This window comes from Limnohabitans sp. 2KL-51, from assembly GCF_003063645.1.
Classification (GTDB): Bacteria; Pseudomonadota; Gammaproteobacteria; order Burkholderiales; family Burkholderiaceae_C; genus Limnohabitans_A.
Map to the genome: position 1 here is coordinate 1 of NZ_NESJ01000006.1, position 23,331 is coordinate 23,331.

Annotated in this window: 27 protein-coding genes; 16 read left to right on the forward strand and 11 right to left on the reverse strand. The window is 51.3% G+C overall.

Translation table 11 applies throughout. From position 1 onward, the window contains the following. Window positions 1-299 (reverse strand): VIT domain-containing protein (locus B9Z49_RS07470; RefSeq protein WP_199225012.1); only part of this gene is annotated, 299 nt, incomplete at its 3' end. Window positions 300-327: 28 nt separating this feature from the next. Next, a complete protein-coding gene (locus tag B9Z49_RS07475) occupies window positions 328-726 on the reverse strand; it encodes a MerR family transcriptional regulator (protein WP_158273444.1) in 399 nt (132 codons plus the stop codon). 85 nt (window positions 727-811) lie between these two features. On the opposite strand from B9Z49_RS07475, the gene B9Z49_RS21550 reads away from it, so the two are divergent. The 6 genes from B9Z49_RS21550 to B9Z49_RS07490 all read left to right on the forward strand — a co-directional run bounded on the left by B9Z49_RS21550 (window position 812) and on the right by B9Z49_RS07490 (window position 6,054). Then, window positions 812-1,378, forward strand: coding sequence for a hypothetical protein (locus B9Z49_RS21550; RefSeq protein ID WP_146188495.1), 567 nt, complete (start codon window positions 812-814; stop codon window positions 1,376-1,378). Between the two features lie 246 nt (window positions 1,379-1,624). After that, window positions 1,625-1,966, forward strand: a complete 342-nt coding sequence (locus B9Z49_RS21555; protein WP_146188496.1) for a hypothetical protein — start codon at window positions 1,625-1,627, stop codon at window positions 1,964-1,966. 221 nt (window positions 1,967-2,187) lie between these two features. Further along, on the forward strand, window positions 2,188-2,490 hold the full coding sequence (locus B9Z49_RS21560; protein ID WP_146188497.1) for a hypothetical protein: 303 nt from the start codon (window positions 2,188-2,190) through the stop codon (window positions 2,488-2,490). 97 nt (window positions 2,491-2,587) lie between these two features. Further along, window positions 2,588-3,334, forward strand: coding sequence for an SWIB/MDM2 domain-containing protein (locus B9Z49_RS22200; RefSeq protein ID WP_233254553.1), 747 nt, complete (start codon window positions 2,588-2,590; stop codon window positions 3,332-3,334). Window positions 3,335-4,137: 803 nt separating this feature from the next. Continuing rightward, window positions 4,138-5,691 (forward strand): IS3 family transposase, encoded by a 1,554-nt coding sequence (locus B9Z49_RS07485; RefSeq protein ID WP_108352829.1) that lies wholly within the window; start codon window positions 4,138-4,140, stop codon window positions 5,689-5,691. 153 nt (window positions 5,692-5,844) lie between these two features. Beyond that, a complete protein-coding gene (locus tag B9Z49_RS07490; protein ID WP_146188498.1) occupies window positions 5,845-6,054 on the forward strand; it encodes a hypothetical protein in 210 nt (69 codons plus the stop codon). A 5-nt stretch (window positions 6,055-6,059) separates the two neighbouring features. Here the strand turns inward: B9Z49_RS07490 and B9Z49_RS07495 are convergent, their stop codons facing one another. The 5 genes from B9Z49_RS07495 to B9Z49_RS07515 all read right to left on the reverse strand — a co-directional run bounded on the left by B9Z49_RS07495 (window position 6,060) and on the right by B9Z49_RS07515 (window position 8,740). Next, window positions 6,060-6,845 (reverse strand): Fic family protein, encoded by a 786-nt coding sequence (locus B9Z49_RS07495; protein ID WP_108352831.1) that lies wholly within the window; start codon window positions 6,843-6,845, stop codon window positions 6,060-6,062. Window positions 6,846-6,896: 51 nt separating this feature from the next. Continuing rightward, the gene (locus B9Z49_RS07500; RefSeq protein ID WP_146188499.1) at window positions 6,897-7,214 is read right to left on the reverse strand and encodes a hypothetical protein; all 318 of its coding nucleotides are present in this window, start codon (window positions 7,212-7,214) and stop codon (window positions 6,897-6,899) included. Window positions 7,215-7,817: 603 nt separating this feature from the next. Beyond that, the gene (locus B9Z49_RS07505) at window positions 7,818-8,165 is read right to left on the reverse strand and encodes a DUF3024 domain-containing protein (RefSeq protein WP_108352833.1); all 348 of its coding nucleotides are present in this window, start codon (window positions 8,163-8,165) and stop codon (window positions 7,818-7,820) included. A gap of 21 nt (window positions 8,166-8,186) precedes the next feature. After that, window positions 8,187-8,408 carry a hypothetical protein gene (locus B9Z49_RS07510; RefSeq protein ID WP_108352834.1) on the reverse strand — a complete coding sequence of 74 codons (222 nt, stop codon included), beginning with the start codon at window positions 8,406-8,408 and terminating at the stop codon, window positions 8,187-8,189. After that, entirely contained in the window at window positions 8,405-8,740 is a 336-nt protein-coding gene (locus tag B9Z49_RS07515; RefSeq protein WP_108352835.1) for a hypothetical protein, read from the reverse strand. The genes B9Z49_RS07510 and B9Z49_RS07515 overlap by 4 nt, the downstream gene beginning before the upstream one ends. Window positions 8,741-9,295: 555 nt before the next feature. Between B9Z49_RS07515 and B9Z49_RS07520 the strand changes: the two genes are divergently transcribed. From B9Z49_RS07520 to B9Z49_RS07545, 6 genes are read left to right on the forward strand one after another with little or no spacing between them, the layout of a single operon-like run. After that, window positions 9,296-10,261: a tripartite tricarboxylate transporter substrate binding protein gene (locus B9Z49_RS07520; protein WP_108352836.1), complete on the forward strand. Its 966-nt coding sequence runs from the start codon at window positions 9,296-9,298 to the stop codon at window positions 10,259-10,261. Further along, window positions 10,254-11,228, forward strand: a complete 975-nt coding sequence (locus B9Z49_RS07525; protein ID WP_108352837.1) for a PhnD/SsuA/transferrin family substrate-binding protein — start codon at window positions 10,254-10,256, stop codon at window positions 11,226-11,228. Before B9Z49_RS07520 ends, B9Z49_RS07525 begins: the two co-directional genes overlap by 8 nt. 20 nt (window positions 11,229-11,248) lie before the next feature. Beyond that, on the forward strand, window positions 11,249-12,049 hold the full coding sequence (locus tag B9Z49_RS07530) for an aspartate dehydrogenase (RefSeq protein ID WP_146188500.1): 801 nt from the start codon (window positions 11,249-11,251) through the stop codon (window positions 12,047-12,049). A gap of 55 nt (window positions 12,050-12,104) precedes the next feature. Next, the gene (locus B9Z49_RS07535) at window positions 12,105-12,404 is read left to right on the forward strand and encodes a hypothetical protein (RefSeq protein ID WP_108352839.1); all 300 of its coding nucleotides are present in this window, start codon (window positions 12,105-12,107) and stop codon (window positions 12,402-12,404) included. 44 nt (window positions 12,405-12,448) lie between these two features. Next, window positions 12,449-12,709: a hypothetical protein gene (locus B9Z49_RS07540; protein WP_146188501.1), complete on the forward strand. Its 261-nt coding sequence runs from the start codon at window positions 12,449-12,451 to the stop codon at window positions 12,707-12,709. A 27-nt stretch (window positions 12,710-12,736) separates the two neighbouring features. Further along, window positions 12,737-14,410: a formate--tetrahydrofolate ligase gene (locus B9Z49_RS07545; protein ID WP_108353028.1), complete on the forward strand. Its 1,674-nt coding sequence runs from the start codon at window positions 12,737-12,739 to the stop codon at window positions 14,408-14,410. 407 nt (window positions 14,411-14,817) lie between these two features. Here B9Z49_RS07545 and B9Z49_RS22525 read toward each other — a convergent pair whose 3' ends face one another. Beyond that, window positions 14,818-14,973, reverse strand: a complete 156-nt coding sequence (locus tag B9Z49_RS22525; RefSeq protein WP_146188502.1) for a transposase — start codon at window positions 14,971-14,973, stop codon at window positions 14,818-14,820. A 583-nt stretch (window positions 14,974-15,556) separates the two neighbouring features. On the opposite strand from B9Z49_RS22525, the gene B9Z49_RS07555 reads away from it, so the two are divergent. The 4 genes from B9Z49_RS07555 to B9Z49_RS22025 all read left to right on the forward strand — a co-directional run bounded on the left by B9Z49_RS07555 (window position 15,557) and on the right by B9Z49_RS22025 (window position 20,262). Next, window positions 15,557-17,059, forward strand: coding sequence for a Fic family protein (locus B9Z49_RS07555; protein WP_108352842.1), 1,503 nt, complete (start codon window positions 15,557-15,559; stop codon window positions 17,057-17,059). A gap of 100 nt (window positions 17,060-17,159) precedes the next feature. Next, on the forward strand, window positions 17,160-17,303 hold the full coding sequence (locus tag B9Z49_RS21760; protein ID WP_158273445.1) for a hypothetical protein: 144 nt from the start codon (window positions 17,160-17,162) through the stop codon (window positions 17,301-17,303). Window positions 17,304-17,380: 77 nt separating this feature from the next. Further along, a complete protein-coding gene (locus tag B9Z49_RS07560) occupies window positions 17,381-19,327 on the forward strand; it encodes a DUF2779 domain-containing protein (RefSeq protein WP_158273446.1) in 1,947 nt (648 codons plus the stop codon). 89 nt (window positions 19,328-19,416) lie between these two features. Further along, the gene (locus tag B9Z49_RS22025; protein WP_199225013.1) at window positions 19,417-20,262 is read left to right on the forward strand and encodes a DUF1810 domain-containing protein; all 846 of its coding nucleotides are present in this window, start codon (window positions 19,417-19,419) and stop codon (window positions 20,260-20,262) included. Window positions 20,263-20,515: 253 nt separating this feature from the next. Here the strand turns inward: B9Z49_RS22025 and B9Z49_RS07570 are convergent, their stop codons facing one another. The 3 genes from B9Z49_RS07570 to B9Z49_RS07580 are packed head-to-tail and all read right to left on the reverse strand — an operon-like array spanning window position 20,516 to window position 23,324. Further along, a complete protein-coding gene (locus tag B9Z49_RS07570; protein WP_108352844.1) occupies window positions 20,516-21,775 on the reverse strand; it encodes a TRAP transporter large permease in 1,260 nt (419 codons plus the stop codon). After that, window positions 21,772-22,290 carry a TRAP transporter small permease gene (locus B9Z49_RS07575; protein ID WP_108352845.1) on the reverse strand — a complete coding sequence of 173 codons (519 nt, stop codon included), beginning with the start codon at window positions 22,288-22,290 and terminating at the stop codon, window positions 21,772-21,774. The genes B9Z49_RS07570 and B9Z49_RS07575 overlap by 4 nt, the downstream gene beginning before the upstream one ends. After that, entirely contained in the window at window positions 22,287-23,324 is a 1,038-nt protein-coding gene (locus B9Z49_RS07580) for a TRAP transporter substrate-binding protein (protein WP_108352846.1), read from the reverse strand. Before B9Z49_RS07580 ends, B9Z49_RS07575 begins: the two co-directional genes overlap by 4 nt. Window positions 23,325-23,331: the final 7 nt, after the last annotated feature.

Sequence of the window (23,331 nt, forward strand, 5' to 3'; positions counted from 1 at the left end):
GCTGTGTACAGGTCTTTGCCAGACCGCTCCAGCATGACCGGCAAGTCACCGCTGCTGATGGCCTCTTCGTATTGCGCCTCGGCCACTTTCTTGGGCTTGACGGTACCGGTCAGGCTTTTGCCGTTCAGCTCAACACGCATGCCCAACAGCACGCTTTGCCATCCCAGAGGGAAGGTGTAGACGCATTCGACGTTGTCATCGGACCAGTTCTTGTAGACCTGGCGAACCTTGATTTGGGCCACCAAGCCATTGAGGCGTCCAGTCACATGGGCCGAGACCAACCCAATGTTTGCTTCCATGTTCTGGGGGTGCAGTCCAATTTGTTTTTTATTCGCTTGCATTGATTTCTTCCCAGGTGGTGAGGACGGAACGGACAAATAGACGGAGTTTTTCAGGCGAGAGACCCGCAATTTGCGGCTCCAAATGCAGTTCAACGCCGGGGGCGATGAACACCTTGCTAATTACTGAGATGTCTCCAGCAGTCTTTGGAAGGGGCGGGGGCGTTGTGATTCCGTTGATCAGTTGCTTGATTCGTTCCAGCGGCATGCCCTGATCGGCCATGGCGCGAACCTGCAGGACTTGGTCTAGGTGCTTTTGGGTGTACCGGGCATGTTTTCGATCGCCTTCATGTCGGTTAACCAAGCCGAGTTGGATGTAATAGCGGATCGTTCTCAGCGGCAAATCGGTCAGCGCGCTGAGTTGGTCTAGGGTGAAAGTGGTGTCCATGTTTTCTATCATACAGTAAAACTGTAAAATAGAACTGTCATTTAAAAACCACCAAGCTTGTACGTTGCTGAGCCACAATCAAAGCATGGAAAATCCAACTGCAAAAACCATCTATTACCTGCCGGGCTATGGCGGTCAACTGGCCACTGGATTGGGCAGGGCATTGATGGATCGAGGGTTTGATGTGACTGGTCGTGAAACACGAGGCGACTTCCGACGTTTGCCGTTTAGTGAGCAAATTGCGGCTGTGACACAGGACCTAAAAGATCACTTTTGGCACGGCGAAGCCCGAGTGATCTGCAACTCCTTTGGTGCGTATCTTTTCTTGCACGCCCAAACTCAGTTGCCGTCTTTTCCTGGGCGAGTGCTGTTGTTGTCACCGATCGTGGGAGAGTTCACCAATGTTCAGGCACGCACCAGTTTTTCTCCACCAAGGCCAACAAGGTTGAAGGATCTGGCCGAAGCAGGCAATTTCTCTGTGCCGCGTGCGTGCGAGATGCATGTTGGGGAAGATGATTGGCAAAGCATTCCTTCTAACGTGCAGGCTTTAGGACGGGTCGCTGGAATCCCTGCAACCGTTGTGCCTAGTCGAGGTCATGACTTAGGTACTGACTACGTTGGTACATTGCTCGACAGATGGCTTCTAAGTTGACATGAATTTAAATTATTTCACTTGAAATTTTAAAAAGAATTCTTCATAATTTTTAATAAGACGGTTTCACGCATGAGATGCACAAATTATGAACTTGAAGATAATTGGCTTAGGATGCTTGAGCACGATGATATTCATCTTGACACGTCGAAGTTGATTTTTGTACAACCAAGTAATATAAAAACGATTTCTTGAAAATATTGTTCATTCATATTTTATAAAATTTATCTGTTAAAAGATTAATCTATGTTGATATTCATTGCAATAATATGCTTTATATGCGCGGTTGCTATCGGTGCGTGGCGCCAAATGTGTGGAATTTACGAAGCGAAACTGCCATATAATGTGCCATCAGCATGGCGTAATGGTTTTTTTAGAATTGGGTCCTGGATATTTGTTGCAGTATTATCACTAATATTTGCATTTATTTTTTCTTCTTGGATATATTATTCAATAGGTGAATTTATTGGTCAGTTTTCTTTTGGGGTGCTGCTTGTAACCAGATGGTTTTTCTCAATGTTCTTGGGTGGTTTTCCTGCAATTAAAAAAGTCGATGAATTCGAAAAAAATTATTTAGATAAAGACTAAACATTTTACTTTTTGAAATTGCTCAATTTTTTAACTTCTTTAAAGGATTTTTAAATGGCTTGGATTTTGGGTGTCATTAGTTTTATTGCATGGTTAAATCATATTTTCACTTGCTTCTCTGAGGGTATGTGGGGGTTTTTAATTGCTGGAGCTTTGTTCTTTCCTATTGGAATATTACACGGCTTTTATCTTTGGTTTAATTAATTTTCACGTTTAATCATATGAAAATAAATAAAAAACTGGTAGCTGTGATATTTTTAGTATTTGCCGGAAGTGGCAATGCACAAACGCCGTGGCCAACAGAGGTTTACCAATCTTATTATAATCAGTGTAAAGCAAGCATGCGTCAACAAGGAATGAGTGAGCAAAAGGCAAATGGATATTGTTTCTGTATTAGCTCTGGTTTTAGCAAAGAGTTTGGAATGGAGCAGTATAATCATTTGAGATCTGCGCAGCCAAATCCTAATGGCTCTATTTATGATCGCAAACTCTTTAACGTTGCAACAAGTTGCTTAAAGAAATAGTCATAACAAAACCTGTGCTTATAAAATGTCAAACTTATTAATTCATATAAATCAGATTCATGATTGTTTAAATATAATTTGTGATGCGGAGGCTGAATTGTTAAATTCAAGCTTTTTGGGTATTTTCAAAAAGAAAAATTACATAGGTATACAAGGTTCTTTAAATGTTGCCAGTAATAAATTATTGGAACTTTATGACGCTATCGGGATGTATGGAAAATATAATAATACTATTGATGTGGTAGTGAGCGATTGTCATAATTTCATAACGGCACTTATGGCTTCGACTAATAAATTAATTAAGATTAATCAGTCGCTTATGTTAAAATCAAGTGGTAATGATTATTCGATGCATGAATATAACTTTGATTTAAATAAATTTAAAAATCTTCAAGATCAATACTCTGCGATAGGGTATAGGATGAATGCTAATTTGAAGCTTTATGCGGTTGAAATATCTAATGCTAGGCCAAATTTAAATTTAAATACCAATAAAATTGATACTCAGGATATTAATTATCAGCATCATGAAAGTAAGGCTGAAGTTTTGAAGTTTAATCATATAATTGATTTTCCAGATATGACTTTGCCAGATAATAATGGTATGGATGGTAATTCTAGATTGCTAATTCCAAGCATACCTCTGTCACTTGTAGTAGGTGAAATGCCATTGACTAGAATTGAGGTGGTTTCGAAAATTTGGACTTATGTAAAAAAACATGATTTACAAGATAAAACTGATAGGCGATGTATTATTTCTGATAATAAATTATTCGCTATTTTTGGCAAGCCAAAGGTAACAATGTTTGAAATGGCGGGATTGATAGGCAAACATTTAAAATAGAACTTTTTCTGAATCAATCTTCGTCTATTTATTTGTTTTATTCGAGATAAGTTTAATAAATATTTATGTAAAATTTATTTAAACCAAATATCTTTGCTAATTTGTGATTGTTCAATGATAAACTTAAATCCTTTGTTATTCATAGTGCGTGTATGGGAGAATGCATTGAGCCTGCCCGAGCAAAAACTCTATATACATTGAGCCGTTTCTGAGCCACAATGACATCGGAGAGGTGCTTAAAAAAACAGCACCGTAAAAAGAAATGACACTGGTTTACAGTTGGCGTCACAGAAGTGGAATTTTAATATCACTTTATAATTACATGGGTATACTACAAGTATACTACTTTGACCCTGTTGAAAACAGCTAAGTTGTTGTTTTTAAAAGGGAAAAAGGTGAAATGTTGGCGTTTTCACACTGCAGGGGTCGCAAGTTCGAAACTTGCATCGCCCACCAAAAATTCCCAATGAAATCAAGCACTTAGCAGAATTGCTCGGTGCTTTTTTCTTTGCGGTCTCCTAAAAGTGTCCTAAACGCCTCTTTTCGGAGCCCGAAAAGGTTTCTCTTTTACTGAGGTGAACACGGCGGATTTGAAGTTGCTTGCCCCCAACTGTTTTGGGGCTCTTCATAGATTTTTGAGGATTGAGAGCTGTGGCCTCCTCATGGGCTGAATCTCTACTTGGGAAGCAAGGGTTAGCTATAGCGAGTGCTGGACTTGGCTGCTCAACAGGGGCTGTTGATTGGCTTTGAAAACTGAGCCAGGGGGGATGCGGCTAAAAACTTGGACTACCTGGAGGTAGTTCATGTATTCATACGAAGATCGAATCAAGGCTGTCCGGCTTTATCTGAAGCTAGGCAAGCGCTTGGGAGTCACCATCCGCCAGTTGGGTTATCCGACTAAGAACACTCTCATCGGCTGGTACCGGGAGTTCATTGCCAAGCAATCCCTTCGGGCTGGATACACCCGCGCACGGGATAGGTACACCGTTGTGCAAAAGCAGCACGCTGTTCAGCACTACCTGGACCATGGCCGCTGTATTGCGTTTACCTTGAGGGTGTTGGGTTATCCGAGCCGCGCAACTTTTTCAAAATGGCTTGACGAACGGCACCCTGATGTTCGCATGCGAATGGTGGGCCGCGCACCCAATGTGCAACATCCCATGGAGACCAAAAAGGCAGCCGTCCTCGAGTTGTGCATCCGAGACACCAGTGCCGAGGAAATTGCCAAGAAGGTCAAGGTATGCCGACCGACGCTGTACAACTGGAAGAACGAGCTACTCGGACCAGAGGCACCCGCATTGATAAAACGTCATCACGAATCCACTCCCGACCCGAATTCCCGCTCTCAAAGCGTCACCGAGCTGCAGCAGCAAGTCGACGCACTTGAGGGCAACATCCGGCGCTTGCAGCTTGAGCATGACCTATTGAAGAAGGCCAATGAACTTCTAAAAAAAGATCTGGGCGTCGCCCCTCAGCTCCTGGGGAACCGGGACAAGACGATGCTGGTTGACGCCCTGAAACACATTTACTCGCTTACAGAACTGTTGGCCGAACTGAAATTGGCACGCAGCTCTTACTTCTACCATTGCTCACGCCTGAGAATGCCGGACAAATATGCAGCCGCCCGAGTCGCCATGGCCGATATCTTTCATAGCAACTATCGTTGCTATGGTTATAGGCGGATCCGTTCGGCCCTGCTTCAATATCAATTGCACATTTCTGAGAAGGTCGTAGTACGCCTGATGAAGCAAGAGAGTTTGACTGCGACGGTCAACAAAAAGCGACGGTATGGCTCATACCTTGGTGAGATCAGCCCGGCTCCAGAAAACATCATCAATCGGGATTTCCAAGCTGCCATCCCAAACGAAAAGTGGCTGACGGACATCACGGAGTTTCAGATCCCCGCTGGCAAGGTGTACCTCTCGCCAATAGTCGATTGTTTCGACGGTCTGGTTGTAAGTTGGACGCTTGGCACCCGCCCTGATGCTGAGTTGGTCAATACGATGTTGGATACGGCCATCGAAACAGTGACTGTCAGTGAGAGCAGGCCTATTGTTCATTCAGATCGTGGCGCCCACTATCGCTGGCCCGGCTGGCTCTCGCGTATGAGTAATGCAAAGCTGGTTCGGTCTATGTCGCGTAAAGGATGTTCACCAGACAACGCCTCCTGTGAAGGATTTTTTGGGAGGTTGAAGACTGAGCTGTTCTATCCACGCGACTGGCAGGGCATCACCCTCGAGCAGTTCATCCAGAGCGTTGACGCCTATATTCGCTGGTATAACGAGAAGCGAATCAAAATGTCATTGGGGTCACTCAGTCCCATGCAATATCGAAAGAGCTTGGGACTTACGGCATAAACCAGTCCAAGAATTTAGCTGCACCCCCCCTGGCTCAGTTTGTCTGGCTAATCAACAGCCAAGCGACTGGTGGAGATGGCCAAGTGCGAAGGTAGTGAATGGCTAGTGCCGCAGTATGCGCACTACCATGGCAGTAACAGTTGCTCGGCCATCATGAACAAATACCTGGCCGACCTAGACTTCAGAAGTCACATGTTCCGTCATGCCCTGATCGACAGGATGAAGGCCTGTAACGACATTCCCACGCGTTTGGCCGAGAGCACCACAGGCCACTCCTGTGGTGGGCCTGAGTTCAATAACTACGGCACGGTGGGCTATACGCTTGAACAAAAGCTAGAAGTCTTAAATCGCATTTCAATTTAAAGCAGTCATTCCATTTGCGGATTGTTTTGCTGAATGGTGATGGCATCTGGATGACAGCTAACTAAAAATTCCATCATTTCAGTGGCGTCCTTGGCCATGTAGAAACGGACCATTTTTTCGTTAAAGTCTTGCGCCTTTGCCGCTGGAATGCTGATGGCATCCATGCCGGAGGACATCAAAATTCCATTCATCATGAAGCGTGATGTGCGTTTGTTGCCGTCAAAAAAGAACTGCTGCAAGGCTCCGAACAGAAAAAATGCAGCAGCTCTTTCAAATGGACTTTCGAGTGTATTGTTTAACGCTTGCAGGCCTTCGGAAAAAACACGGTTGAGCTCGGGAGCTCCGGGCACAGTGGGTAGCGGTGTGTGACGACCCTCAGGACCTAGGCCAACATCTGGTGTGTAGTTAGTCTCTAGACCCTCTCCACGAAAATGTCCCCATTCCAGCGCTTCATTTTTTGCAACCAGTCCATGTAGCTCAGTAAATGTGATTTTGTCCAGCTTGAACTTTCCTGCTTTGACCAGTGACAGTAGGTATTTGGAGCTTATGGCCAAGTTCAGTACTTGCTCTTGATCGGAAATTTTCCGGCCACCGACCGTCACACCTTCTAGCAAAGTTTTGACTTCTGGAAACGTAAAGGGATTGCCTTCAAGCACAGATGCGTCCCAAACATACGTAGTGAGCATTCGATGGAAATGAAAAGTCACCCGATCAATCGAGTGGGTAGGAATCTGATGAGGAATCTTTTCGCGGTTCCATCGAAAGCCTAAAGCGGCGAACAGGTCAATCATTTTTATCTTGCTCCGTAGACAAATGTCATTCCTTTAAAAACCTTGGATGCCTTAGGCCTGAGATTTTTTTCGTGACGTTTGATCGGGTGATGGTGTCTTGCCGGGACGGCCTTTTTCGAGTCCAGTTTGAACCTTTCCTTCTTCAGGCCAAGGCTCATGATCGGGGGTTATGGTGGCAGTCCGAATGATCCATACACCTTTAGCTGGCGACTCGATAAGGACCTGTCTTCCCGCAAACTCTTTGCCTAAAGAGATTTGTCCACTTGCACCGATGGATTTGACCATCTTGCTGTCAGTTGCTGGGTTAGACATTGCGCTTTCCTTGAAGTTCATGCGTTCATGCTGCATGATATGTTCTGAAAAACTCATCGTCAACCTGGATGTAGGGCTGCTTGTGGACCAGCGGTGCAGTTCAGAAGTTCGATACACGCCTGGTTCGATGAACAAAACTGTATATACATTGGGGGTTGTCAAGGCCAAACTTAGCGTGCGATATGCTCACCTGCATCGCACGTCACTTCAAGAAAAGTAGCGAGCACGCGGGCAGTCGATCAAACGCTCGGTTTAACCTGACATGGTTGTAGGGCGAGGCATGTAGTTCTGACTTTTTGAGTAGGGCAGTGGTGGTCTGAAAAACTCTGTACACATTGCCAGTTTGCGGCGCGAAACTTTATATACATTGAGCCATTTCTGAGCCGCAATTGGTAATTAGTGAATGCTCGTAAAAGTAGTACCGTAAAAAGAAATAACACTGGATTGCAGTCGGCGTCAAAGAAAAAATTTTAATATCACTTAATAACTGCATAGGCATACTACAAGTATGCTACTTTGATCCCGTTAAAAACAGCTAAGTTGTTGTTTTTAAACGGATAAAAGGTGAAATTTTGGCGTTTTACACAGACATAGGTCAAGCAACTGAGCTAATGTCTTGGACTCATATGCCGAAATTGATATCTATGTCTGCTCCGTTGATTAACCAAAGAAACAGCCGTATTGGTCTGTCTCAATGACCATCAGGGCATCGTTGAGTTTGGTTGCCTCGGACATGGGTTCATACGATTGCCATTTACCGCTTGAGCGCATCCAGTAAATTTGCCACTGTTCAGTCGCTTTGACGAAGCGGAATTTGGCCATGGGCTGACGCGTGACTTCGCCAAGTGCCCCTTGCCAGGCGGGCCGCACTTCAATGATGGTCACGGCTTGACCATCTATTTCGTAGTCGTAATCGACAGATGTTTTCAGGTGAGGGGGAACACGGTTGAGGCACCACTGGCCGACTACCTGATCGATTTCCCCGATGTCTTTAATGCTGAGTGCCATGAAACCCTTACCTTACGCGATTCAAAGAGTTGGAATGTTTGGTGTGGGCTTAGCTGACTCAAGCTCGCGCATCTTGAGCAATTCAGCAGCAGTGATTCGGACAGGCTTACCGTCAACGGCCACGATGATGGCTGTGTTGGTCTTGATGGCAAGGTCCTCAGCAGATTTTGCAGCGCGTTGGATGGCGGCATAGGAGCCAGCTAAATCAGGATCAGAAGATGTCCTAATGTCTCGCATGTTCATTTTTTGCTCCAGTCAATCAATTTTGGAGGCCGTAAATAGTTATCGTACAGTGCCCATGAGTCAACGACTTTGCAGTAGTGCTCATGAAAGTTTTCAAGCCCCGACTTGAACCGCCTGCGAATGACTTGCTCGGGAATATTGTGCCCCCCTTGGACAACCCGTTCAGCCACCCGAGAAATGGATGCTGACTCGGGATTGAAAGGCGCCAGGCCCGCAGCGATCAAATCAGCATTGATGAACCGGAGCGTTTGGGCTTCGGCTGGCAGAAAGTCCCGAGCGAAGGTTGTTTTGCCTGCGCCATTTGGTCCTGCAATGATGATGATCTTTTTCAAATGACTTGAGCCTCTGATTTGACCGTTAGGGCAATGCGGGGCTGTGCTTTTTACGCTGGCCGAAGATTTGCGTAATTTTATGCTCAACGATCCAAGGTCGCCAACCAATTGGCAGGTGCGCGCTTAGATCTGATCACTATTGCAGTGCTGGACCCACTTGAATGCTGTGAAACCCATATATAGCCCAAAGCAGCCAACGGGCGTCTTGCGCATTGGGTGCCCGGATTTCCGTGGCAATGACCTGACTTCGTCCTTTGACCTTGACCCTGACTGATGCTTTGCATGTGCGCATCAAGTGTTTATCCAGACCCAAAAAAGACCATGCGGACAGCGCGTTCTCGCACCTCGGTTGAGAAACGGTTTGAACTTTTGCGCATGTCTTTATCTTCTTAAAGTGTGGAGCCTCCAGGAAACCCGGGGCGATTCAATGAGCAGCTTGGGTGCTCTAAGTTCGAGCCTGCTGCTAATTTTGTAAAACAGTTTTATCCAGCACTTGTTTGGCCACCCGTTGTTAGAATCAATCCGCGTAACGTCGCGTTTTATTGAAGAGTAACTATGAGAAAAATCCTTCGACATGCTTTAGCAATCGTTTTGTTGGCAAGCTCAGCAATCGCAGGCGCGCAGGCTTTCCCATCCAAGCCGATCAAGATTGTCGTGCCTTTCCCAGCAGGCGGCACGGTTGATTTCTTCGCAAGGGTTGTCAGTACAAAACTGACCGAATCTCTGGGGCAACCGGTTTTGGTGGAAAACCGTGCTGGTGCGGGCGGCAATATTGCCGTTGAGGCTGTAGCCAAATCAGCGCCGGATGGTTACACCCTCTTGATGGGCTCAGAAATTGTGGCCATCAACACGTCTCTCTACAACAAGCTGGCATACGACCCTATCAAGGATTTGGCCCCCATCACGCTGGTTGGGACTGTTCCCAACATTTTGATTGTTCATCCCTCGTTGCCTGTCAATTCAGTGAAGGATCTGATCGCACTTGCGGCTAAATCTCCAGGCAAAATTTCTTTTGCATCCACTGGTCAGGGGACGTCGAGTCATTTGTCTTCTGAGTTGTTCAAGCTCTTGACCAATGTAGATCTGTTGCACGTGCCCTACAAGGGCGGTCCACCAGCTGTGGCTGACTTGATCGGCGGCCAAGTCAACATGATGTTCATCAACATGCCGACTGGCATTACCCATGTCAGATCGGGTAAGGCGAAAATCCTTGCGGTCAGTAGCATCCGTCGCGTCCCCCAGTTACCAGACGTTCCTACGGTTGACCAGGCAGGTGTCAAAGGGTATGAGACCAGCGCGTGGTCTGGTTTGTACGCCCCGGCCGGTACGCCCCCTGAGGTCATTGCCAAGATTAATGCTGAGGTTGTCAAGGTTTTGAAGATGCCCGCTGTACGTGAACAACTTGCTGGCCAAGGAGCTGAAGCTGTGGGTGACACCCCAGAAGAGTTCTCGCGTTTCACCAAAGAAGAAATCGCAAAGTGGGCCAAGATCATCAAGATTTCAGGAGCCAAAGTTGAGTAAAACAAGCCTGCAAATTGCTGTTGGTGATTACGATCGTACGCGACCACTGATTGACGGGGTGGTCCGTGTCGAAGGCTGCGACTCTGAAGTCATCACCGGTGACCTCGAAGAAATTTTTGACAGGGCATTTGAACACGCAAGCTATGAAGTCACTGAGTTGTCGTTCAGTAATTATTTGATTGCTTCGTCACGCAACGAATGCGAGTACCTGGCGCTGCCTATTTTTCCATCGCGGTCTTTTAGGCACTCAGCCATTTATGTGCGTTCAAGCAGCGGCATCTCATCCGCTAGAGACCTTCAAGGCAAGCGCATAGGTTGCAGGGAGTACTCAAACACGGCTTCACTGGTTGTTCGCGGCATCTTGGCTGATGAATACGGACTAGCGCCTGAAAGCAGTGAATGGATCGTGGGTGATGTGGACCGCGCCGAGCGTCAGTCCATCAATGAGCGAAATTGGCCCAAGGGGCGCGTCAAAATCCAAGGCCTCGTTGGCGAATCTTTGACCGCGCTGATGGAACGTGGAGAACTTGACGCATTGATTGCGTACAAGCCACCATCTAATTTTGGGCTCAACTCCGGAATGGAGCGCTTGTTCCCACAATGGCGTTCGGTTGAACAGGACTATTTTATTCGGACCAAGCGCTTCCCCATCATGCACGTGATGGCCGTCCGAAAGGACGTGTTGAAGGAGCGTCCAGAAGTGATTGGCAGCCTCATGGACGCGTTCTCCAAAGCCAAGGCCATTGCCCAATCACGTCTTTCGATTCATCAAGCGCATCCCGTGATGTTGCCTTGGTTAACTGCAGAGCATGAGCAAACGCAAGCCGTGATGGGGGATGATTTCTGGCCTTACGGCATGGACGCCAACTTTGATATGGTCAAGACGCAAATCCGGTGGTCGTTCGAGCAAGGGCTCATACCTCGTCAATACGATGTCCAAGAGATGTTCGTATTGGGATCGCGCTGAGCCAGCAGAGGGGCAAAATTTTGAAAATTGGCATCATTGGCTACGGAGCGATGGCGCAGTCGCTTTGTAGACTGTTAGCGGTGCATGCGCCACAGATCCAAGTCGTCAAAGTATTGATTCGAAGTGGAAGCAAGGCTCAAACCAAGCCTTTGTCGCTAGGTGCAGAATTTGCCTTCACTACAGAGCAATTTCTAGCCGCGGATTTGGACATGGTGGTGGAATGCGCCGGCCACGCTGCGCTGAAGCAAGTCGGTCCTGATGTGCTCAAGTCTGGGGTCGATTTGTTGATTGCCTCAGTCGGGGCCATGGCCGATGCACCGACTGAACAGGCTTTAATTGAATCGGCGCTGCAATCCGGTGCAAAGCTGCGAATTCCAGCTGGTGCAGTCGGAGGCCTGGACGTTTTAGGGGCCGCGAAATTGGCGGGCATTGACACTGTCATTTACAGTTCGCGCAAGCACCCCAAGGCATGGAGGGGTACGCCTGCTGAAAAGCTGGTTGACCTTGAGCATTTGACCAAGCCTACGACATTTTTTGTCGGTGACGCACGTCATGCTGCAATGACATTTCCCCAGAATGCCAATGTGGCAGCGGTTGTTGCACTGGCAAGTATTGGTTTTGATCGCACACAAGTGACGCTGACCGCTGATCCTTCGGCAACCGGTAACACGCATGGCATACACGCCAAAGGCAACTTTGGTGAGGTCACGCTGACCATCAGCGGCAAAACGCTGGCGGACAATCCGAAGACGTCGATGCTTGCACCATTGAGCTTGGTTCGTTCTCTGATGAACTTAGAGCAGACGGTGGTCGTTGGCTGATGGTTCAAGTCTGTCCGGTGTCATTTAATCGGTCATCTGTGCATATGGGGCTTGCATGAAGATGGGTGATTCATACGGCGACCCTAACCACATTGGGCGGGCTCGGGCAAAAGGCGCTTTTTCTCTTGTTTTCGCTGCTCTTTTGCTTGGCGTGGCCTTTGCAGAAACGATCAGCGGCCGTGTGGTGGGTGCGCCCGATGGCGACACCCTGATGGTTTGGGATTCGAGCAGGCGGCCGGTCTATCAATTCGTTGCTGACGGTCATGGTTCATCTTTCTGGATGTTCGGAAATTTCCTGCCATTTGACCCTTTACACAAAACTCTGTACACCCTCCAAACTGACGTAAGTTGTTGATTCATATAGGAACAGCTACAAACTTGCCACTACAAGAGGGTCATTTGAGCGTTTTGCGTCGACTTTTTTTACCATTTGATGATCCAATTGCGATTGTGATAAAGCAACTGAATGATCATTTTTGGCATGCAGAGACCCGAGTGATCTGCAATTCTTTGGGTGCTAATCCTTTCTATCATGCACAAACTCAGTTGCCACCTTTTTTTAGCCAAGTCTTGCTGCAAATGCCCATCGTGGGTGAGTTCACCAACGATCAAGCAAGAACCAACTTTTCGCCGCCCCGGCTAACCAGGCCGGTGGATTGAATTTCATTGCCCCCAGGAGACACCGTGATAGGTTCAGACATCGAAATCGCCCAGGCCGCCACCTTGAAGCCCATCATCCAGATGGCGCAGGACCGGCTCGGTATCCCGCCCGAAGCGCTGGAGCCCTACGGTCACTACAAGGCCAAGATCGACCTGCAGTGGCTCAGCAACAACCAGACCCCCAACGGCAAGCTGGTGTTGGTGACCGCCATCAGCCCGACGCCAGCGGGCGAAGGCAAAACCACCACCACAGTGGGCCTGGGCGATGCGCTCAACCGAATTGGCAAGCGCACCGTGATTGCGCTGCGCGAGCCCTCGCTCGGCCCAGTGTTTGGTATGAAAGGTGGCGCGGCAGGGGGCGGTTATGCCCAGGTGGTGCCCATGGAGGACATCAACCTGCACTTTACTGGCGACTTCAACGCGATTGCGCTGGCCCACAACCTGCTGTCCGCACTGATGGACAACCACATCCACCACGGCAATACGCTGGGTTTTGATGCTCGGCGCATCGTCTGGCGACGGGTGATGGACATGAACGACCGCGCCTTGCGCTCCACCGTGGTGTCACTCGGTGGCCCGGGCAACGGTTTTCCGCGCGAGGACGGTTTTGACATTGTGGTGGCGTCTGAAGTGATGGCCATCTTCTGCCTTGCCACCTCACGCCGCGACCTCAAGCAACGCTTGGGCAACATCATCGTTGGCTACACCCGTGAGCAAACAGCCATTCGCGCCAGTGACCTCAAGGCACATGGCGCCATGGCGGCGCTGCTCAAAGACGCGATCAAGCCCAACCTGGTGCAAACCCTTGAGAACAACCTGGCCATCATCCACGGTGGCCCGTTTGCCAACATCGCCCACGGCTGCAACACCGTCACCGCCACTCAAGCGGCGCTCAAGCTCGGTGAGTATGTGGTCACAGAGGCCGGATTTGGTGCCGACCTGGGCGCCGAAAAATTCATCGACATCAAGTGCCGCAAGTCCGGGCTGCGCCCCGATGCGGTGGTGGTGGTGGCCACCTTGCGCGCCCTCAAGCACCATGGCGGCGTGGAAGCCAAAGACCTCAACACCCCCAACCTGGTGGCCTTGGAAAAAGGCATGGCCAACCTTGAGCGACATGTTGACAACATCCGCAACCGCTACGGTCTGCCCTGCGTGGTATCGATCAACCATTTCACTTCGGACACCGAGCCCGAACTCGACCTGCTGCGCCAAAAGATGGACCAGCAGGGTGTGCCTGTGGTGGTGGCGCGACACTGGTCGCAAGGTTCTGCTGGTGCCGAAGATCTGGCGCGCATCGTGGTGCAGCTGGCCGAGTCTGGCACTGCCAAGATGCGCTATGTTTATGAAGACGCCGATACGCTGTGGGACAAAATGAAAGCCATTGCGACCCAGGTCTACGGCGCAGCCGACATCTCTGCCGACGCTGCGGTGCGGGCCAAAATTGCCAAACTACAGCAAGACGGCTTCGGCCACTACCCGGTGTGCGTGGCCAAGACCCAGTACTCGTTTTCCACCGACCCAAATTTGCGTGCTGCGCCCTCGGGTCATGTGGTGAACGTGCGCGAGGTCCGGTTGGCCGCAGGCGCCGAGTTTGTGGTGATGATCTGCGGTGACATCATGACCATGCCCGGTTTGCCCAAAGAGCCGGCCTCGATGCGGATTGACATTGACGACGACGGGAAGATTTCAGGTTTGTTTTGAGGGTATCGTCAAATTCACTAAGACAGATGAAGTTGCACGGCCCGGCTTTGGAATTCCAGGCCAAAGTGTTGTGCCGCGTAAAGGTTGTTACTTTGCAGTACTGCGCCAATCTTGGATAAAGCAACTTCTTTTCTGTAAATTCCGCGAACTGGTTTTGGGTGTTGCGAATTCGAATCGACTCAGGGCTTCATGGTCAGGTAGATTTTTGCGCTCATCCACTTCTTATCATGTTCTGACAGGATGGCGCTCACCAGCCGCAGGCAGCTCGCCAAATTCGCAAACAAGGTGGCGCCCGCGTTCTACGTTTGATCTCCTTGTTCAGGCGCTCCACACCCTTGGTGGTTCGCATGCGCACCCGGTGCTCTGGCAGTGATCCAAACAACGCAAATCCTCCAGGCAGATTCTCCTCAGCCCAAACTGCCAAGCTGGGGTAAAAACCCCCCGGATCTCACCTGAGGCACCTCAAAGGTGATTTCGCCCATACGGGTGAGCATGGTCTTGGACTTGTAGCCATTGGCTTGGTCGACACGCTGGGCACTGCGCTCATGAGGCATTGCTTGCAAATGTTGGGCACGCGTAATGCTCGGAGAAATTACAGAAAGGATGTTGCACTAACCCCAAGCTGTTGATTACTCCAGTCTTTTGAGCTTGATCGAAGCCGCTCGCGCTCACCACATGAGCTAGCAAAAACTATTTGGGTTGTGGACTCATGAAATGAGCCCATGAGGCTGTTTGCGCATACAGCATTTGATCGGAAAAATGACGATCAACAGGCTTAATGCGAGAGCCTGCGGGGCTGTTCAGGTGAACAGTTGATAAGGTGTTTCAACAGTGCAGATGGCAGAAATTGCATTCCTTAACCAGATGGGGCTGCATGCACGGGTGCTGAGGTTGGTGGAAAGGCAATACGTCCAGCTGGAGCCTGCGGCTGGAATCCCAAATTGGAACCGTCAAACGCAGTCGCCTCGAAAACCGCACCCGCAAAATTGGCCGCGTGTTTGACGACTACCGCCAGTGGATGCAAGATAGCCTGACGACAGAGCCCAAGCCATGGATACAGGTGCTGGCCGCTCTATGCAAACCTGTTGTGCATTGAATATGCGACAATTTTCAAATTAGCATATGTAAAAAACGACAATTCAGGCCATGCTCGACTCCTCATCACGAAAAAACGCGACAACAGACACGGCGTTGATCCTTTATGCCGAGATCAGCCCTGCCCAAAAGCGGGCAGCGCAACGTGGCGTCCAGGCCGGCCAGCTTTCGCGCATCGCGCCTGGCATTGTCAGCAGCCTGCCGCCCTCAGACTGGCCGGCCCTTATGGCCCGCGAGCGCTTGCGGGTGCTGGCTGCTTTGTTTCCGGGTGCCGTGCTCAGCCACCGCAGCGCCTTCAACGGTGGTCAAGCCGAAGATGGCGTGATACATCTGACGAACAACTCCAAGCGCACAGCCCAGCTGCCTGGCCTGACCGTCATGCTCTGGAAAGGCCCACCGCCTGCGCCCGGCGACACCGCCATGCTCGGGCGCGAACTTTACTTTCCATCGCTTCCCCGCCTGCTGCTTGAAAACCTGCAGCCCACACGCGGCCCCAACCGCCGATCGGTGGGGCGTGAAGCCGTCGAAAGACGCCTGCTCGACACCTGCGACGCCCGTGGTGAAGAAGCCCTGTCTCAATTGCGCGAACAAGCCCGTGCCTTGGCCCCCAGCTTGTCGCTCGAAGCCGAATTCAAAGTGCTCGATGACCTGGTGGGTAGTATTTTGGGCACCCGCGCCTCGCAGCTCACCACCCCAGAAGGCCGCGCCCGCACAGCGCCCATGCCCTACGACGCACAGCGCCTGGCCCTGTTTGAGCAACTCGCCGTCGCGCTGCGAGCCACCCCCCTGGTGCAACCGCCTGCTGTGGCGCAAACCGAAGCTGCGCGGGCCAATTTTGCGTTTTTGGAGTCGTACTTCAGCAACTTCATCGAAGGCACCGAATTCGACGTGCAGCACGCCCGCGCCTTTGTGCTGCAAGGCCAGCCCATTGCCGAGCGGCCCAAAGACTCGCACGACATCTTGGGCGTGTACCGCCAAGCCCTGCAACCCAGCTGGGCCTTGCAAACCCTGGCCAGTGGAGAGCCCGTGCTGGCGCAACTGCGTGCCCGCCATGCCGACCAAATGCAAGAGCGCCCCGAAGTCGGCCCCGGTGAATTCAAGGTTCTGGCCAACCGCGCCGGCAACACCGAATTTGTGGCCCCACAACGGGTGCGCGGCACCTTGGTGCAAGCCACGCAAATCTTGCCCAGCGTGCCCGCAGGCGCAGCGCGTGCAATGTTGGCCATGTTCATCGTGTCCGAGGTTCACCCCTTCACCGACGGCAACGGCCGTCTGGCGCGGCTGGTCATGAACGCCGAACTTTCCGCCGTGGGTGCTTGCCGAATCATCGTGCCCACCCTGTTTCGCGAGGAATACCTGGACAGCCTGCGAGCCCTGAGCCGCCAGGCTGACGCTGCCCCCTTTATGGCCGCCATGCAAAAAATCCACCGTTGGACCGCCGCTTTCAATTACCAGGACCTGGACGACACCATCGCCCAAATGGCCGCCTGCAACGCCTTCGAGCGCTCGCCCGCGCAGTTCAAGCTGATCACCCCATCCCAGAACTCATCTTGAGTCAGAGTCTGAACACGCCCGTCCTCGACGCCGTCCAAAACTTCGCTGGCATTGCCAACGAAAACGAGCTATCTACCACTAAGGCCAGGCGTTTGGGCAAATGGGTTACAACCAGATCGGCAAGGCGGTCAGGCGCCTGCACCCGCAGCAGCTTCTCAAGCGCACCGCCTGCTGCAGGCACAGCCGCTTGCAGCAGAGAAAAACAATCGTCGTTTGGGTCATCGAAGGCTTCTTGGGTTGGTGAAGGCCATGCTGGAACGGGGGCGGGGCTCACCAGGCGAGCCTTCAGGTGGCTAAGATTCGGTGAGTATGAAAACCCCCATGCGCTACCTAACCAAATCACGCTTCAAGTTGGCCGTGGAATGCCCGACCAAGTTGTTCTACACCGGCAAGCCCAAGATCTACCGGGATACCAAGCAAGAGGACAGCTTTTTGCAAATGTTGGCTGAAGGGGGCTACCAAGTGGGCGAGCTGGCCAAGTGCCAATACCCTGATGGGGTTGAGGTCGAGGCAACCGACCATGCAGGCGCTTTGGCGCAAACAGCGCTGTTGTTGCAACAAGATCGAGCGGTTGTGTTTGAGGCTGCAATCGCCTTTGGCAACTTCTTCGTGCGCGTGGACATTTTGGTCAAAGACGGTAACCGATACGAGCTGATCGAGGTCAAAGCCAAATCCCATGACAGCACGCGACCCGACATCGCTGGCAGCCGAGTGCCCATCAAGTCGGGCATGCGCCCCTACATTGAAGACGTCGCCTTTCAGGCGTGGGTCATGCGCCAGGCGTATCCAGGCGCGAAGATCAGCACTTTTTTGATGATGCCCGACAAGTCAATCAAGGCGACACAAGACCGCTTGAACCAGCTTTTCAAGATCGTCAGGGACGGCAAGAAGGTTAGGGTGACCCGATCAGCCGATGCAGTCAACTTCGCACCTCAGACGAATCTTTTGGCCAAGGTACCCGTGGATGAGTTTGTGGGGGTGGTTTACAAACATGGCGTGGGCACCAACGGCTTTCTGCAACCTCTGGACCAGGCGGCCAATGACTGGGCCAAAGCCTATGCCGATGACCAAAAAATTCCTCCTTTGCCCGGTTCAAAGTGCAGCAAATGCGAGTTCAAGGCTGCAAGCGACGATGAGATGAAAAGCGGATTTCATGAGTGCTGGTCTCAGGCCTATGGCTTCACTGCCCAGGATTTCGCCCAAGGCACGGTGTTGGACCTATGGAATTTTCTGAAAAAAGACGAATTAATCTCGCAAGGGCGGATACGCCTGTCTGCCGTGCAGTCAGGGGACATCAACGTCAAAGACGACGGAGAAACCTTGTCTGTCAGTGAACGCCAGTGGATGCAAGCCAAAGGCATCCCCCCAAAAGAAGATCGAGGCGGGTACTGGCTGGCCGAGGCACACATGCGCAGAGAAATGGCGTCTTGGCGCTTTCCGTACCATTTCATCGACTTCGAGACCAGTGCGGTGGCCATCCCGTTTCACCAAGGCATGCGGCCTTATGAGCAGGTGGCCTTTCAGTATTCCCACCATGTGATGCATGAAGACGGGCGCGTCGAACACAAGGGCCAGTTCTTGCTGGCCGAGCCAGGGGTGTTTCCAAACTTCGAATTTGCCCGCGCCCTGAAGGCAGAGCTGAAAGGGGACTCTGGCACGGTATTCATGTGGAGCCACCATGAAAACACGATCCTAAACCGGATCATGGTGCAGCTCGATGAAAGCTTGAGCCCGCCAGCCGATGCGGACGAGTTGCGCTTGTTTATGGCGTCGCTCACCAAGTCGGGAGAGCGTGCCATGGTGGACCTGTGCGAGTTGGCCAAGGCAGGGTACTTCGATGTGGCCACCAAGGGCAGTGTCTCCATCAAGAAGGTGCTGCCCGCCATGCTCGCCAGCAATGCCTGGCTGCGGCAGCACTATGCCCAGCCGATCTATGGCGCAGAGGGTGGAATGTCCAGCTTGAATTACAAGAACTTCACTTGGCTGCCCACCGATGAACACGGCAAGAGCATATATGACCCTTACGAAATCCTGCGTGACTTGGGCGCAGAGATGCTGGGTGAGTCTCTGCCAGAGGGCCAAGACCCGGATGAACTGGTCATCGCAGAAGGTGGCGCTGCCGCAACGGCCTATTCGCGGCTCCAGTTTGAAGACCTTCAAGACGCGAAAAGGTCACAAATCAAGCAAGCCCTGCTGCGCTACTGTGAGTTGGACACCCTGGCGATGGTGATGGTGGTGCAGGGGTGGCAGCAGGAAATCCGGCAATGACTTGTGAATGCTTGCTTGGCCCAATTGGGTTTCCGTTCCTGCCGAATGATGGTTGCGGCGGCCCAGAACTTATTGCTTAAGGCGAATTCATGCGCATTCAAACTCTCGACGAACTCCGCGAGGAGGCTCAAATAAGCCAACGCCTTTGGGTCAAAGTCCTAGGGATGCTCCAACAAAACTGGTGTGTTATCGAAGACGGCCCAGGAGGCGGGGTTGAATTGGTTTTCTTTGACGATCACGGAAAAGTCTTTGACCATCTACCTGCTGCCAACTTGCATGCCGCTCAGGCGGCATTGCAGGGCAATGGCTTTTATTGGATGTGGGAGTTATCGAGTTTTTACCAGGCCTGTGGCGTACCAAGCTTGCCACTTCCGGGTGCTCGCAAGCAAAGCCGTCCGGTTTATTCAAGCGGCGAATATTGGCAAGCGCAACCTCACAGGTTGATGCGTGAAACCTCTCGACGGGTTCCCATGGTCAGGTCCGAAGGGACTTTAGACCGATTCACCGAAGCTCAGGACCTTCACTGGTATCAGGTCGTCGAGGAACTCGCCGCGGGTCACAAACAGACGCACTGGATGTGGTTTGTCTTTCCTCAGCTTCGGGGATTGGGATCGAGCCGCCTTGCACATTACTTTGGCTTGGCTGACCCCAAAGAGGCGGCGGAGTATTGGGACAACGATCTTCTGGGCGACAGACTGAGAAGCTGCATAGAAATCCTGCTGGGTCTGCCAAAGGGGACAAGGCCTGAGAAGGTCCTTGGCAAGATTGACGCCATGAAGCTGCGATCTTGCATGACAATTTTTGCCAACGTCTCCTCAGAGGATGAGCGTATCGTCGAGGTGCTGGCCCGTTACTTTGGCAGTGAGCGTTGTCAGCTCACGCTTGACATCATCAACAACTCACCCAAGGCCAGGCGGATGTACATTTCGCGTTGACAGGGTGCGGCTGACAGGGTACGAATGAGCAATTGTTGTGTCACTCATTTAACCCATTATCGAAGCTGAAGCTTATATGTACTGAAGCTTATTTGACTGGTCAAACTGAAATCAGCGCCCCGGCAACAACACCTGTACCGATTGAAGATGTCAAGTTATGCATCAATGCCGGATACATGTATCAGTGGCTTTCAATTTGGAGGCTCACCAAAAAAATACGGCGCGATAGATGCGCAGCTATCGTCAGCCTGATCTATCGAATGAACCATAGAGAAAGCGCAGGCACGGCAGTGATGATGGTCAGGCCGAGCAGCATGATGCCGATATAAGGAACTACTGATCGACAGACCTCAGAAAAGCTGGCTTTAAAGGCAGCAAGCGCCACGAACAAATTCAGTCCCACCGGTGGTGTGATGTAGCCAATTTCAAGGTTAACCGTCATCACAATTCCGAAGTGCACAGGATCTACACCATAGACCTTTGCCAAAGGCATCAACAGAGGGGCAAGAATGACAATAGCGGATCCCACTTCCATGACCGCGCCTGCTAGCAACAACATCAAGTTTGCCGCAATCAAAAATGTTGTCCGACTGTCAATAAATGTTTGCACCCAGGCCACGATAGCTTGTGGCACCCTCTCGTAATCCATGATCACGCTCAGGCTGGTGGCGAACGCCACCAACGGTAGCAATATGCCTAACAAGCTAGCAGTACTGCCCACAATCTCATAAAAATCGCGAAATTCTAGTTCTCGGTGAACCAGGCTTTCCACAAAAAGCGAATACAACAGAGCAGCAACTGCCGCCTCAGTAGGCGTAAAGTATCCGCTGTAAATGCCACCTAAAAGCAGGATCGGCAGCGCTAGGGCAAATGCCCCCGATCGAATCGAAGCCATAATTTCTTGCGTATCCCATTTGGATGTATCCCGATGCCGATTTATGAGAATCGCATAAACGGCAAGTAGGAATGCCAGAAACAGGCCTGGGACTATGCCCGCCAGGAACAGCTGCGTGATCGATGTTTCCGTCATGATGCCGAAGAGGATCATGGGAATCGATGGTGGAATGATGATGCCCAACGTACCGCTTGCGCAGATCAGGCCGATCGAAAACGACCGTGAATAACCATTCGAGATGAGTGCAGGGAACATCACGGATCCCACAGCCAGCATGGTGACGATGCTCGATCCAGATATCGCAGCAAAGATGGCGCAACTCAATACGGTGGCAACACCTATGCCACCTGGGATGGGGGTAGTCAGGGCGATCATGATGCGTATGAGGCGTTTTGCTATGCTGCCTCGCGTCATGACAGCGCCTGCCAGTAAGAACATGGGAATCGCAAGCAGGATTTCCTTGTCCAGCGCCGACCAAACATCCTGCATCATGAACTCGAACCGACTATCGGCCAGCACAACATGAACATAGGATGTCCCCGCCGCCAAAATAAGCAGCAGAGGCTGACGCAACAAGGCCAGAGCGAAAAGTGCTGCAGCACCTAAAATAGCATTCATGAGGAAGTAACTTCCTGAGGCTGCAGGTCCGGCAGAAAGGCAAAAAGGATGTGTCGCAGTCCTGCTGACAAAAAGGCGTAGACCATCACCGCCTGAATGGGCCAGACGGGAATCCCCAGCGTGACGGACATCTGACCCACTCCCCTCGTTTGCATGGTGAAACCTAACGCATGCCACGCAAGTACCCCCAGTATGACTGCTGAAAGTACGCTGCCCAAGCGCTCGATCCAGGGTGCCCAGTTGGATGGCAGTAGGTGGTCGGTGGCCTTGATTCGAAGGTGCTGTCCACTGCCGGTGGCTAGTACAAACCCGAGCATGCCCGCCACAAAAGTTAAGTGCACCGCTGCACGTTGCGCACCGAAGATCCCCATGCCAAACAGCTCGCGCCCCAATAGGTCTGCGGTCAGCGAGGCCACTGCAGCAATGATGGCAAAGACTGCTACGGCCTTCTCAATTGCCTGTAGTCTCTGAAGAAAGCATGCAACTGCCACCGATTGAGTCGTCTGTGCAGTCACTTCTCGCGCCTTGCGGCCTGGATGGCATTGAAAAGGGTCACTGCTGGCTGGCCGATCTTCTCCACATAAGCGGCATGGCCAGGTGAGACAATGTCATACCAGACCTTGCGCTGTGCATCTGTTATTTGATGCACTTTACCCCCGTCAGCTTCAAACTTCTTCATCAGCGGTCCTTCTGCATCGCGGACCTCGCCGCGCAGTACCGGGTAGCTTGGAATTCCCGCCCGAATGGCGTTTTGTTGCTGGGAATTGAGTTTGGACCAGGATTCCTTGTTGACTACGACTGCATTGAACAGGTGGGTATGCCTTGTGAGTGTCACGTGGGGTGCACTCTTGGCAGCGGGGGTCGTGATGTAGTAAACGAAAGGTAGATCAGCACCCACGACCAGTCCCTGTTCAAGCCCAGGAAACATTTCACCCAACGGCAGCTGGACGCCATTAGCACCCAACGCCGACCAGAAAAACTGCGAAGATGGCGCCGGGGAGACGCGGATCTTCTTGCCCTTTACATCGGCTGGAGAGAGCAAGGGCGTCTTGCCAACAACGTCGTTGAAACCAGTCTCTGACATGCCAATCAGCACCAGACCCTTGGCCTCCATGATGGGTTGCACCAACCGCACGGCGTGTTTATCGAGAAAAGCATCGCCTTCTTTTGGGTTAGCCCACAAATAGGGAGTTGCAAAAACAGCCATCTCTGGAGCTATTGAAGCCAAGCCCAGAACTGAGATGACACCCACCTGAAGGCGGCCTCGAAGCACTTGCTGCAAGGCTTCTTGCTCGCTGGCCACGAACTGAAACTCTCCTTGAACCGCCCCGTTGGTTGCCTTGGTGATGGATTCAGCGATGCGGACGTGATGATCGCGCAGCAGCCCAGGTTGTGCGGCAGACGTGATTCGCCAGTTCTCTGCAGCTAAGGCCTGCTGCATGGAAAGGAATCCAACCATGAGGGCCATTGCCATGCCTCCAAAATGCAAGGCCAGGCGTCGATAGATGGATGGACGAACAGAGGGGGCGATTCGGGCTAGATTTTTCATGTTTCTA

Excerpts from the sequence above, each read along its gene's own strand:
- B9Z49_RS07475 (WP_158273444.1), bottom strand. The coding sequence starts at position 726 with ATGGACACCACTTTCACCCTAGACCAACTCAGCGCGCTGACCGATTTG.
- B9Z49_RS21550 (WP_146188495.1), top strand. The coding sequence starts at position 812 with ATGGAAAATCCAACTGCAAAAACCATCTATTACCTGCCGGGCTATGGC.
- B9Z49_RS21555 (WP_146188496.1), top strand. The coding sequence starts at position 1,625 with ATGTTGATATTCATTGCAATAATATGCTTTATATGCGCGGTTGCTATC.
- B9Z49_RS21560 (WP_146188497.1), top strand. The coding sequence starts at position 2,188 with ATGAAAATAAATAAAAAACTGGTAGCTGTGATATTTTTAGTATTTGCC.
- B9Z49_RS07485 (WP_108352829.1), top strand. The coding sequence starts at position 4,138 with ATGTATTCATACGAAGATCGAATCAAGGCTGTCCGGCTTTATCTGAAG.
- B9Z49_RS07490 (WP_146188498.1), top strand. The coding sequence starts at position 5,845 with ATGAACAAATACCTGGCCGACCTAGACTTCAGAAGTCACATGTTCCGT.
- B9Z49_RS07495 (WP_108352831.1), bottom strand. The coding sequence starts at position 6,845 with ATGATTGACCTGTTCGCCGCTTTAGGCTTTCGATGGAACCGCGAAAAG.
- B9Z49_RS07500 (WP_146188499.1), bottom strand. The coding sequence starts at position 7,214 with ATGAGTTTTTCAGAACATATCATGCAGCATGAACGCATGAACTTCAAG.
- B9Z49_RS07505 (WP_108352833.1), bottom strand. The coding sequence starts at position 8,165 with ATGGCACTCAGCATTAAAGACATCGGGGAAATCGATCAGGTAGTCGGC.
- B9Z49_RS07510 (WP_108352834.1), bottom strand. The coding sequence starts at position 8,408 with ATGAACATGCGAGACATTAGGACATCTTCTGATCCTGATTTAGCTGGC.
- B9Z49_RS07520 (WP_108352836.1), top strand. The coding sequence starts at position 9,296 with ATGAGAAAAATCCTTCGACATGCTTTAGCAATCGTTTTGTTGGCAAGC.
- B9Z49_RS07535 (WP_108352839.1), top strand. The coding sequence starts at position 12,105 with ATGAAGATGGGTGATTCATACGGCGACCCTAACCACATTGGGCGGGCT.
- B9Z49_RS07555 (WP_108352842.1), top strand. The coding sequence starts at position 15,557 with ATGCTCGACTCCTCATCACGAAAAAACGCGACAACAGACACGGCGTTG.
- B9Z49_RS21760 (WP_158273445.1), top strand. The coding sequence starts at position 17,160 with ATGGGTTACAACCAGATCGGCAAGGCGGTCAGGCGCCTGCACCCGCAG.
- B9Z49_RS07560 (WP_158273446.1), top strand. The coding sequence starts at position 17,381 with ATGCGCTACCTAACCAAATCACGCTTCAAGTTGGCCGTGGAATGCCCG.
- B9Z49_RS22025 (WP_199225013.1), top strand. The coding sequence starts at position 19,417 with ATGCGCATTCAAACTCTCGACGAACTCCGCGAGGAGGCTCAAATAAGC.
- B9Z49_RS07570 (WP_108352844.1), bottom strand. The coding sequence starts at position 21,775 with ATGAATGCTATTTTAGGTGCTGCAGCACTTTTCGCTCTGGCCTTGTTG.
- B9Z49_RS07580 (WP_108352846.1), bottom strand. The coding sequence starts at position 23,324 with ATGAAAAATCTAGCCCGAATCGCCCCCTCTGTTCGTCCATCCATCTAT.